Genomic DNA, 11,117 nt, shown 5'->3' on the forward strand with positions numbered 1-11,117 from the left:
TAGTCAAGTTAACATTATTACACTCATTAAAAATTTGGGATTGAAAAATCCCCATAAACTTATTTTACGAGGAGTATTGTTATGAAAACAACTAAAGTTGTGTTGAAAAGTTTGGTAGTTCTTGGTGCGGTATTTGCACTTGCTGCTTGCGGTTCTAAACAAGAATCTACTTCAACTTCATCTTCAACTACAGAAACAGTAGTATTGAAAGATGGTACTTACAAAGCTGAGTCAGGCAAAGACGATTATGGCTACAAAATTGTTCACACATTGACTGTTAAAGATGGAAAAATCAGTGAGTCAAAATTTGACTACGAAGCTGAAGATGGAAGTCTTAAATCAGCAAATGAAGAGTACAACAAAAACATGAAAGATAAAGCTGGAGTTTCTGCTGGTGAAGCAATCGAACAACTTAATGCAGCTTTAGTGAAAGAACAAGACCTTTCAGCTGTTGAAGTTGTCTCAGGTGCAACTCAGACTTCTGAAGACTTCAAGAAGAGTACAGAAGCCCTTCTTGCAGCAGCTGCTGAAGGAAAAACAGAAACTGTAAAACTTGACTAATTTAGTCAGTTCAAAAAGACACAGTCGCACTTGTTTGGCTACTGTGTCTTCTTATTTTTTGGGGAAGGTAAAATCAGTGAAAAAAATTGCAAGTCTATTGTTCGTGGGTCTACTGATGGTTTTGCTTGTTGCCTGTGGTGCTAAACAAAACGAAAGTTTATCTGTTGTGAAAACTCCGTTGACTCGTAGTGAAAGCTTACTTCACACAGTAGTGCAATTGAGCATTTATCATGAAAACCAGGAAGAAGTGATGGATGAAGCTGTCTCCTATATCAAGGAGATGGAAAGTCTGTTGTCCACAAACTTGGAAGGGGCAGATGTCTACCGTATCAATCAGGCAGCAGGAAAAGAAGCTGTCAAGGTTGATGAACGTACCTTTGAAGTGATTGAAACAGCTATTGACATGAGTAAAGAAAGTCAGGGGCTATTTGACATTTCCATTGGAGCTGTGAGCAATCTGTGGAAAATTGGAGATGAGGATGCACGTAAGCCGAGTGATGAAGAAATCAAAGCTGCTCTGCCATTTATCAATTATAAAGATATTACTTTAGATAAGGAGAAGAAGACCGTATTTATCAAAGAAGGAATGACCTTAGAATTAGGAGCTATTTCCAAAGGTTACATTGCAGATAAGGTTAGAGAATTGTTTGCCAGCAAAGGGATTACGACTGCTATCATCAATCTAGGTGGGAATGTAGTGGTTATGGGGGATTCGCCAACGACACAAAATGGTTGGAATGTTGGAGTTCAAGACCCAGACCAAGTGCGTGGATCAACGGTCGGTTCTGTGCCAGGGACACATGATTCGGTTGTTACCTCAGGTATTTATGAGCGCTACTTAGAGGTGGACGGTGTCAAATATCACCATATTCTTGATCCCAAAACTGGCTATCCTGTGGAAAACGATATCTCAGGTGTGACAGTCTTTTCCAAAACATCTATCCAAGGAGATGTCTTATCCACAACTCTCTTCTTACTAGGTGTGGAAAAAGGTCTTGACTTTATCAATCAGATTGACGGTGTAGAAGCTGTTTTCATCGATAAGGAGCAGGGCGTTCATCTGAGTGATGGCTTGAAAGAAAGCTTTGAATTAACGAATGAGGAGTATCATCTTGTCAATGAATAAATCAACTAAAGGGCTCAGTTTGCCTGTATTTCTAGAATTTGTTGAAATGAAGACCAAGGTAGCCAGTGTTTTTCCGATGACCCTGGGGATTTTATGGAGCCTGTATCGCTATCAAGCTTTCAATTGGCTCAATACACTCCTCTTCATTATTGCCGTCCTTAGCTTTGACATGTGTACAACTGCCATCAACAATAGCATGGACTACCACAAGGCCAAGGATGAAACCTATCGTCAGGAAAGTAATGTGATTGGGAAATTCTCCCTTGATTTTCGGCAGATGATTGGAATCGTCTTTGCCTTACTCATTTTTTCAGTGATTATTTCATTAGTACTAGTTTGGCGGACCAGCTGGCTCCTATTACCAATGGGGGCTCTCTGTTTCCTCATTGGTATCTTTTATACCTTTGGACCTATTCCACTTTCGAGAATGCCGCTGGGTGAAGTTTTCTCTGGAGTAACTATGGGATTTGGCATCTTCTTTCTTGCTGTATTTATTCAGCAACCAGATTTGCTACTGACCAGCCAAGTGAGCGGCCAGTGGATGACCCTGCAATTCTCTTGGATAAAAATAATAGAAATTATTTTCATGTCTATTCCTTTGGTAACCTTGATTGCCAATATCATGTTGGCCAACAATACCTGTGATTTAGAGGAAGATATTCGCAACCATCGTTATACTCTGGTTTACTATATTGGCAAGAAAAATGCTCTTAAATTGTATTTTGTCTTGGCAAGTTTACCATGGTTGCTGTGGATAATCTACTGTCTGATAGGATTCTTACCAATTTGGGCACTGGCCGGTTTAATCGGTGTTTGGCCTGCTTATAAGAGTCTAGAAACATTTTTGAAAAAGCAAGTCAAACGGGAAACCTTTATCGAGGCAGTAAAGAGTTTTGTACTCTTTGCGCTGCTATATGTGGTGATACTTGCTTTAGCCCTTATTTTCTAAAAAGGAAAGACACAGTCATTTATCAGGCTGTGTCTTCTTTCTTATAGTGGCAAAATAAGTTCTTCTTCGTCAGTGTTTTCCCCGCCAACGGATTTGATTTCAATCAAGAGATTATGGGGCAGGCAGACGGAGAGCTGACCCGGCTGGCTAATCCAGCTGGTCATAACAGCAATTTGGTCAGGGCTATTGTCTTCCTTGACCCGAATGCGTTCGCCATCAACTTCAATGATGTTGTATTGCCCTTCGTTGGGATAGTAGGTCTTTTCTTGATGGGGTGTGTCCTTTGATAATTCAAATTGGTCGACCACCTCACCATTGATGCGGACATAGGCAATTGTTTTTGCCTCATTTGCATCTGTAGTCAGATGTGCATAGGTAAAAATTGCTGGAAGAAAGGATAAAACAAGGGTGAGTCCGATTAAGATATAATCAAATAGTTTGAGTTGTTTGAGAATGGATTTGAATGTCATATACAATCTATTCTATAGAAAAAATCCTACTTTGTAAAATGTTGGATGCAGCCTACTTTTTCAATTGTCTAAAGAAGAGTAGGATGGCTAATATTCCCCAAAATCCAGCATGGAGTGGCTGAATTTTCCCAGCGAAAAATACAATGGAGAAAGTTAGGGCAAAACCTGCAAAGAGAAACCAGAGCAGTGGTTTATGATAAAGATAGATAGCTTTTTGGACAGCATTTGCTTCTGGGCTGCTAGTCTGCCAGTCACTATTCAAGATTGGAAGCATAGTGAACAGTAAGATAAAGATTGGTGGATTGTCCCCAGTCAGGTAGCTATGTATATACAGGCTGCAAATTGCTGTATAGGAGAGAACAATCAAAGTGAGTATAAGTTTCGGTTTGTTAACGTTCATCTGTTTTCTCCTTTTTGAAATACAATCGATAAAGAATAGCCAGAGCAAATCCAGCAGGAAGGATGAGGATAAGTGGTTTGACATGTCCTAGCCAAATGCCCACGGAATAGGTCAAGGTCATGGCAAACAGGGCAAAGACGGCTTGAATGATAAAGTAGCGTTTTTCTTCTGCTGTTTGATAGGATTTGATAATCTGAACGGTCGGTAAGGTAAGTAAGAATGAACCGTTAATCGGCTCATTGACCATGTAAGAGTAGATGAAGAAGGCAGAAAATAATCCATAAAATAGAACAAAAAATTGACAGGTTTGCTTGGGAGAGAAAGGTTTATTCATGATGGTAGCTCCTTATTTTTTCTTAGTAGTTTCTGCTTCCAGTTTATGCAGATAGGCAAAGGCAGACAGGGCAATGCTAGCAAAGATACCCATCGTGCCACCGAAGAGGAGGGATTTTACGTGGAAAATGGAATCCATTAGGGGAAGATTGAGGCTAAAGAGGTCTGCCACTCCAGCAAAAACTGTCGAAAGCAGGGCAACTCCCAGTCCCCAAAGAAGTGGGTTAAGGGGCCGTCCTTGTCTTTCCTCAGGGCTAAGCTCATCCAAGTCATATTGGGGCAAGTCAGCATGGAGGGTCTGCATATTGACGACACCTAGCAAGATAAAGCTAAAGAGAGCAATTGTCATTGGATAATAGTTGGCAACCTCCACAGGATAGCGGATAGCAAGGAAGTAGGCGACAGCATTTCCAAGAGCAAGGAAGTAGAAGTGGTAGATAAATGCCTGTCCGCCGATAGCATCAGCCTTGGTCCGTCGGTACTCGTCTAAAGGCCCACGGATACCATAGAAGTGCCGTATCATATTTTGGAGCCACTTAGGTTCTTTTTTGGAAATAGCAGAGCTGACAGTGAATTGTTCTGCTTTTTTCATGCGTTTGCGTAACATGATTTCAAGAGCAATGCCTGTGAAAAGACCGCCTAGACAGGCAGAGAGGAATTTTCGGAGGTCAAATAGGTGGTCGAGAGGATTGAGCCCCTCCATCCAGGCACCGAAAACAACCACCCAGATGTACATAACGGTAGTGAAATAGAGGGCGAATGTGATACTGGCTCCCTTTAGTTGTTTCTGTTCCTTGCTAGTTAGTTCTTCTACATCTAAACTGTCCACTTGACTGTGACGCATCTTGGATGTCATATACATACTGGCGGAAAGAGTGGATAGGAGTAGAGCCGTTGGGTAGCCATAGGCAACGACTTCTGGGAAGCGTTTGTATAAGGTAATTGCCAGTAAGGTAAGAGCCATGGTGCCCCAAAAGAGCAGGATAAAGCAGGTATTGCCTAGTCGGAAGGCTTCTTGTTTGCGGTATTCATCTAGGGGACCAGCGATACCGTAAAATCGTTTGATTAATTTATCTTGAAAAGTTTCCTTTTTCATACGATACTCCTATTTACTTACGACGGAAAATGAGAGGTAGGTAGGCTAGTCCTAAGAAGTAGATGGTCCCAGCAATCAGCAATTGTATCCAGAATTTGGCTTGGCTGATGGTGTGCAAGATTTCTGCTCCGCTATTGCCCCAAAGCTGAAAGAGGACGAAGAGCGGGATAAATATAAGAGTAGAGATAAGAGCTTGACGTGTGTTCTTTTTCATGGTAATTTTTCCTTTCTATTCATTCCAAAAGAGACTATTAAGATCGGTCTGTAAAGCTTTGGCTAGGTTGATACAGAGGTCTAGCGAGGGGTTGTACTTGTTGTTTTCAATCATGTTGATGGTCTGCCTGGATACGCCGATGGCCTTGGCCAGATTCAGCTGAGAAATACCTAGCAGTAGGCGATAATCTTTGACACGGTTCATGTGCCCTCCTTTCTATGTCAATTATATCTGACACAATTGTCTAAAAATGAGGGAGTGGGAAAGAACTCGACCATTCATAGAAGAGTTCGTCTTCCCACCCCCGCACAGTTGATTAGGTCAGATTTGGAGTGTAAAACACGAACAAATCTGCCAATCAACTACTGCGCTGAGATGTTGACACTAACTTTGAGAAGCGGTGCTGGGCTTGAGCCCAGCCTCTTTAAAATGTTGTCAATTATATCCGACATATATTTGTAAAAAAATGTGGGAGGCCTCCCTGTTGATGTCAACTATACTTGACATTTATCTATAATGTTATTATAGACCTATCCAAAGATGTTGTCAACTATATTTGACATATTTTTTGTAAAAAGTTTGCAACAACTTTTTGTATTGTTTTGTGGTACAATAGAAAAGATATGAGCAAGGAATTTAATCACACAACTGTTCTCTTGCATGAGACAGTCGATATGTTAGACATCAAGCCAAACGGAATTTACGTAGATGCAACGCTGGGTGGAGCAGGTCATAGCGAGTACCTGCTCAGTCAGTTGACAGATGGGGGGCATCTCTATGCCTTTGACCAGGATCAGACGGCCATTGACCATGCCCAAATCCGCTTGGCAGCCTACATTGAAAAAGGACAAGTCACTTTTATCAAGGATAATTTCCGCAATCTCAAGGTTCGCTTGGCAGAGTTGGGTGTAACAGAGATTGATGGAATTTGTTACGACCTGGGAGTGTCCAGTCCACAGTTAGACGAAAGAGAGCGTGGCTTTTCTTACAAACAAGATGCTCCGCTTGATATGCGGATGAATCGTGAGGGACATTTGACGGCTTATGATGTGGTCAATAAATATGACTATCACGACTTGGTACGGATTTTCTTTAAATACGGTGAGGATAAATTTTCCAAGCAGATTGCTCGTAAGATTGAACAGGCGCGTGCAGTCAAGCCGATTGAAACAACGACTGAGTTGGCAGAGCTGATCAAATCTGCCAAGCCAGCCAAGGAACTTAAGAAGAAGGGGCATCCTGCCAAGCAGATTTTCCAGGCTATTCGGATTGAGGTCAACGATGAGTTGGGAGCGGCGGATGAGTCTATCCAGCAGGCCATTGATTTATTGGCTTTGGATGGACGGATTTCTGTTATTACTTTCCATTCTTTAGAAGATCGTTTGACCAAACAACTCTTCAAAGAAGCAAGTACGATTGATGTTCCAAAAGGTTTGCCATTTATTCCAGACGACTTGAAGGCGCCACTTGAATTGGTCAATCGTAAGCCTATCTTACCTAGTCAAGAAGAATTAGAGGCAAATAATCGCGCGCATTCAGCCAAACTGCGTGTAGCTAAGAAAGTACATAAATAGGAGAGAGTCTATGTTGCAAGAAAAACGTAGAGAAGCCACTATGCGGGTTATCGGTGATAAAATTAGAACCTTCACACGTGTAGAAAAAGCCTTCTATTCAAGCATCGTATTATCTGGATTAGCCCTTGCGATAGGAATTATCTTTATGCAAACGCGGCTTTTGCAACTTCAATCTGGCATGGCCAAAGTCAATCAAGATATTAGCCAAAAACAGATTGAAATTAACGATGCAAAGCAAGCTGTCAATGAATTAACACGTTCAGCTCGCTTGATGGAAATTGCTGAAAAAGCTGGATTAACTTTTAATAATGACAATATTGGAGTAGCCGAATAATGCCCAGAAGAAATAATAAACTCTTGCGGTATGTCTTGAAAAAACGATATGTTCCGTCAAAAAATCGTCGAAGAGTAGGACAGAGCCTACTTCTTTTGACGGTTTTCGTCTTTTTTCTCTTTTTAATCAACTTTGCCTATATTATCGGCACTGATAGTAAATTTGGGGTGGACTTGTCAGAGAGAGCTGATGCGGTACACCAGCGTGAAGTCACCGTTCAAGCTAAACGGGGGACGATATACGACCGTACAGGAATTCCTATTGCAGAAGATTCAACGACCTATACAGTCTATGCAATCATTGACACAGAATATGTGTCAGAACTGAAAAAAGTTTTGTATGTGCAGTCTTCTCAGTTCAGCAAAGTAGCAGAAATCTTTAAAAAGCATCTCGGAATGGAGACAGATTATGTTATGGAGCAGCTAAATCAACCGAAACTGAAGCAGGTGTACTTTGGGACCTTAGGTAAGAATATTTCCTATAGTACAATGTCCTCAATCCAAGAAGAGATGAAGGCGGCAGGTATTGAAGGGATTGCCTTTGACGCTAGTCCAGGACGGATGTATCCGAATGGAAATTTTGCTTCAATTTTTGTCGGGTTAGCTAATCCGATTGAAAACAAGGATGGTAGTTATAGCTTACAGGGTGTGAGTGGTTTAGAATATTATCTGAATGATATTCTGGCTGGTCAAGACGGAAAGGTTATCTACGAGAAAGATAGTCAAGGCCGTGTCCTACCTGGGACAGAAAAGGTTGAAACGGAGACAGTAAACGGGCAGGATGTCTATACGACAATTTCAGCCGATCTGCAACGTTCTCTTGAAACCAATATGAATACCTTCTTTGATAACGCAAAAGGGCGATATGCGAATGCAACTTTGGTTTCAGCCAAGACGGGTGAAATACTGGCGACGACCCAAAGACCAAGCTATGATTCAGATACCAAAGAAGGTCTGGGACAAGAAGGCCTACTAGAGCGGTCGCTCTTATATCAAGAGGCCTTTGAGCCTGGTTCAACAATGAAGGTGCTAACAGTAGCGTCAGCTATCGATAATGGAACCTTTGACCCAAATGCCTATTATACCAATAATGAGTACGTTATTGCAGACGCGAAAATCAATGACTGGACCCTCAATGCAGGTTATTCAGCTGTGACTCTCAATTATGCGCAAGGCTTCTCCCTATCCAGTAACGTTGGGATGACCTTATTGCAGCAACAGATGGGAGATGAAAAATGGCTAAATTACCTCGCTAAATTCCGCTTTGGCTACCCAACGCGTTTTGGTATGGGAGACGAGGCACCAGGAATGGTACCAGTGGATAATATTGTTTCTATCGCCATGTCATCGTTTGGTCAGGGGATTTCTGCAAACCAAGCACAGATGCTTCGTAGTTTTACCGCCATTGCGAATAACGGTATTATGCTAGAGCCTAAATTCATCTCAGCTCTTTATGATCCCAATACAGATACAGCTAGAGTTTCTTCGAAAGAAGAAGTGGGAAATCCAGTTTCTGAACAAGCTGCCGACGATACACTTCGCTATATGATTAATGTCGGTACTGACCCTGTTTATGGTACGCTCTACTCACATGATTTACAGGGGCCTGCAATTCAGGTTGATGGCTATGATATTGCAGTCAAATCAGGTACGGCGGAAATTGCCAGCGAAGATGGTCAAGGGTATATTAAAGGTGCCTATATCAACTCTGTAGTAGCCATGATCCCTGCTGAGGACCCTGAATTTATCATGTATGTGACCATTCGCCAACCGGAAGTATTAAATGTCCTGTCTTGGCGTGACATTGTCAGTCCTACATTGAAAGAAGCGATGCTGTTGAAAGACAATTTGAATCTGGATTCACCTGCGCCAGCATTGACCCGGGTCGCTAATGAGACAGAGTATCAATTGCCAGACTTCATTGGTAAGGCACCAGGCGAGTCGGCTGAGGAACTTCGCCGTCAATTAGTTCAACCAGTTATCCTTGGAAACGGTGCTGAAATTAAAAAAGTTTCAGTCGAAAAAGGAAGTAACGTAATCGCCAACCAACAGGTTCTACTCTTGACAAATAAATTCGAAGAAGTGCCAGACTTGTACGCAATCACCAAAGAGAATATGGATATATTTGTTGAATGGACTGGTATTGAAGTGACCTATAAAGGAACGGGTTCAAAAGTAGTCGACCAAAGTGTAGAGGTTGGTACCGCTTTGAATAAAACTGAGAAAATAACAATAACCTTAGGAGACTAACATGCAATTCGTACTTATGTCGGGATTGGTAGCTTTTCTAGCAACCGTTCTCTTAATTCCACGATTTATTACATTTTATCAAGCCAAACGTATCGAGGGGCAACAGATGCACGAAGATGTGAAACAACATCAGTTTAAGGCAGGTACACCAACAATGGGGGGAACAGTTTTTCTCGTTGTTGCGATTCTTGTCAGCTTGTTGTTTGCAACGGCCTTTCAACTGTTGACGGGTGGTGTCCTTGCCATCCTCTTCATCCTTGCCCTTTATGGTGTAGTAGGATTTTTGGATGACTTTTTAAAAATTTTCCGTAAAATAAATGAAGGTCTTAATCCTAAACAAAAGCTTGCTCTACAAATTTTAGGAGGGATTGTCTTCTACTTTGTCCACGTAAGAGGAGCAGGTGGCGGAGAATTGAATGTATTTGGTCACATGGTACATCTGGGAGTTCTCTATTTCCCATTTGTTCTGTTCTGGCTGGTCGGTTTTTCAAATGCAGTTAATTTGACAGATGGTATTGATGGATTGGCTTCTATCTCAGTTGTTATCAGCCTTCTAGCTTACTCTGTCATCGCCTTCAATGAGCAAAAATTTGATATTCTTCTAGTTTGTGTGACCATGATTGGTGGCTTGCTCGGTTTCTTTGTTTATAACCGTAAACCAGCGAAGATTTTCATGGGTGATGTGGGAAGCTTGGCTCTCGGCGGTATGTTGGCAACTATTTCAATTGCCCTCCGTCAGGAATGGACTCTCCTCCTTATCGGCCTGGTCTATGTTATTGAAACGTCCTCTGTTATGTTGCAAGTTTCATATTTTAAATACACCAAAAAACGCTTTGGAGAAGGTCGTCGTATCTTCCGTATGACTCCTTTTCATCACCATTTGGAGCTTGGAGGTTTGAACGGAAAAGCTGAGAAATGGAGCGAGTGGAAAGTTGATTTTTTCCTCTGGTCAGTCGGTCTCATCATGAGCTTGATTACCCTAGCTATTCTTTATCTATAAAATGTCAGAAACAGCAGAAATGCTGTTTTTTTACCTTGACAAATATGGTCGGGGGATAGAGAGAGCATTAGTGGAGGATAAAAATGGAACAATTCGATCAAGAACAGTTATATGGAGTGGTTATTCAAACCATGACAGCTGCTAGTCAACTTCCTATGGTTAAAGTCAATCGGAAGAATTTTTGAAGACTCGTTTTAAAGATAGTCCCTATCTAGATAAAATTATTGCGGATGGACCAACGGCGGTCTTCACTACAAAAGCTTTGCGTAAGGAAGCTGAAAAAATCACTAATGATATGACTACGAAAACATCTTTGATTTCTTTCGCAGCTGTTTTACCGGGGAATCCATTTACAGCGGTGGCGGCAGGTACTGCTGATATATAGTCATTTGAATTATCTTTGATACATCGTCACTTTCGCCTTGCCATACTTTAGTATAGCCTGCGCCTCAGTTCCTTGTCTGAAAGCTAATTCATTCGACTATAGCTCAGTATTTTGGTTTTGCCTTGAATTTGTCGCAACAAATCGCTTATCTTTTTGGTGAAGATGAATTATTTGTTGGTGAAGGGAAGGAAATTTCAGAAGAGGTTCAAATCCGCATTATTGCCTACATTGGTGTCATGTTTGGAGCAGGTGGTTCAGCAGTTCTTCTCAATAAAGTATCCAAGACAGTCGGAGCTAATATCGGTAAAAAAGTAGCTATGCAGGCTTTTGTAGGCTGGGCAAAAAGACCAATCTCGCTTCTCAGGGTTCGTGTCAACATCTCAGCGCAGTGGTTGATTGGGTTTAACAGTCCAGTGGACTGTTAAA

13 protein-coding genes and 2 pseudogenes are annotated in these 11,117 nt (G+C 41.6%); 9 read left to right on the forward strand and 6 right to left on the reverse strand.

Features of this window, described 5'->3' with window-relative positions:
* The first annotated feature begins 81 nt into the window (after nucleotides 1-81).
* The 3 genes from SST111_RS09530 to menA all read left to right on the forward strand — a co-directional run bounded on the left by SST111_RS09530 (nucleotide 82) and on the right by menA (nucleotide 2,636).
* Nucleotides 82-561, forward strand: a complete 480-nt coding sequence (locus SST111_RS09530; RefSeq protein WP_002942658.1) for an FMN-binding protein — start codon at nucleotides 82-84, stop codon at nucleotides 559-561.
* A gap of 76 nt (nucleotides 562-637) precedes the next feature.
* Nucleotides 638-1,687, forward strand: coding sequence for an FAD:protein FMN transferase (locus tag SST111_RS09535; RefSeq protein ID WP_099810968.1), 1,050 nt, complete (start codon nucleotides 638-640; stop codon nucleotides 1,685-1,687).
* Nucleotides 1,680-2,636, forward strand: a complete 957-nt coding sequence (gene menA, locus SST111_RS09540) for a 1,4-dihydroxy-2-naphthoate polyprenyltransferase (RefSeq protein WP_180274052.1) — start codon at nucleotides 1,680-1,682, stop codon at nucleotides 2,634-2,636. Before SST111_RS09535 ends, menA begins: the two co-directional genes overlap by 8 nt.
* A 41-nt stretch (nucleotides 2,637-2,677) precedes the next feature.
* Here menA and SST111_RS09545 read toward each other — a convergent pair whose 3' ends face one another.
* The 6 genes from SST111_RS09545 to SST111_RS09570 are packed head-to-tail and all read right to left on the reverse strand — an operon-like array spanning nucleotide 2,678 to nucleotide 5,353.
* A complete protein-coding gene (locus tag SST111_RS09545) occupies nucleotides 2,678-3,106 on the reverse strand; it encodes a NusG domain II-containing protein (protein WP_099810970.1) in 429 nt (142 codons plus the stop codon).
* A 52-nt stretch (nucleotides 3,107-3,158) separates the two neighbouring features.
* Nucleotides 3,159-3,506 carry a hypothetical protein gene (locus SST111_RS09550; RefSeq protein ID WP_032511029.1) on the reverse strand — a complete coding sequence of 116 codons (348 nt, stop codon included), beginning with the start codon at nucleotides 3,504-3,506 and terminating at the stop codon, nucleotides 3,159-3,161.
* Entirely contained in the window at nucleotides 3,496-3,840 is a 345-nt protein-coding gene (locus SST111_RS09555) for an MFS transporter (protein ID WP_099810971.1), read from the reverse strand. Before SST111_RS09555 ends, SST111_RS09550 begins: the two co-directional genes overlap by 11 nt.
* 12 nt (nucleotides 3,841-3,852) lie before the next feature.
* Complete coding sequence (locus SST111_RS09560; protein WP_099810974.1) at nucleotides 3,853-4,935, reverse strand: DUF3278 domain-containing protein; 1,083 nt, start codon at nucleotides 4,933-4,935, stop codon at nucleotides 3,853-3,855.
* A 13-nt stretch (nucleotides 4,936-4,948) separates the two neighbouring features.
* Nucleotides 4,949-5,149: a hypothetical protein gene (locus SST111_RS09565; RefSeq protein ID WP_044781462.1), complete on the reverse strand. Its 201-nt coding sequence runs from the start codon at nucleotides 5,147-5,149 to the stop codon at nucleotides 4,949-4,951.
* Between the two features lie 15 nt (nucleotides 5,150-5,164).
* Nucleotides 5,165-5,353 (reverse strand): helix-turn-helix transcriptional regulator, encoded by a 189-nt coding sequence (locus SST111_RS09570; RefSeq protein WP_099810976.1) that lies wholly within the window; start codon nucleotides 5,351-5,353, stop codon nucleotides 5,165-5,167.
* Nucleotides 5,354-5,772: 419 nt separating this feature from the next.
* Between SST111_RS09570 and rsmH the strand changes: the two genes are divergently transcribed.
* From rsmH to SST111_RS09605, 6 genes and pseudogenes are all read left to right on the forward strand, one after another.
* Complete coding sequence (rsmH, locus tag SST111_RS09580) at nucleotides 5,773-6,723, forward strand: 16S rRNA (cytosine(1402)-N(4))-methyltransferase RsmH (RefSeq protein WP_099810980.1); 951 nt, start codon at nucleotides 5,773-5,775, stop codon at nucleotides 6,721-6,723.
* Between the two features lie 10 nt (nucleotides 6,724-6,733).
* Nucleotides 6,734-7,057: a cell division protein FtsL gene (ftsL, locus tag SST111_RS09585; protein WP_002937992.1), complete on the forward strand. Its 324-nt coding sequence runs from the start codon at nucleotides 6,734-6,736 to the stop codon at nucleotides 7,055-7,057.
* Nucleotides 7,057-9,306: a penicillin-binding protein PBP2X gene (pbp2x, locus tag SST111_RS09590; protein WP_099810983.1), complete on the forward strand. Its 2,250-nt coding sequence runs from the start codon at nucleotides 7,057-7,059 to the stop codon at nucleotides 9,304-9,306. The genes ftsL and pbp2x overlap by 1 nt, the downstream gene beginning before the upstream one ends.
* Before the next feature lies 1 nt (nucleotide 9,307).
* Complete coding sequence (mraY, locus tag SST111_RS09595; RefSeq protein WP_099810985.1) at nucleotides 9,308-10,306, forward strand: phospho-N-acetylmuramoyl-pentapeptide-transferase; 999 nt, start codon at nucleotides 9,308-9,310, stop codon at nucleotides 10,304-10,306.
* 83 nt (nucleotides 10,307-10,389) lie between these two features.
* A pseudogene (locus SST111_RS09600) lies at nucleotides 10,390-10,682 on the forward strand (hypothetical protein); the annotation flags it as partial.
* Nucleotides 10,683-10,789: 107 nt separating this feature from the next.
* Nucleotides 10,790-11,017: pseudogene (locus SST111_RS09605) on the forward strand (hypothetical protein); the annotation flags it as partial.
* Between the last annotated feature and the right edge of the window lie 100 nt (nucleotides 11,018-11,117).

The sequence above is a fragment of the Streptococcus suis YS161 genome, from assembly GCF_002760245.1.
Lineage (GTDB): Bacteria > Bacillota > Bacilli > Lactobacillales > Streptococcaceae > Streptococcus > Streptococcus suis_I.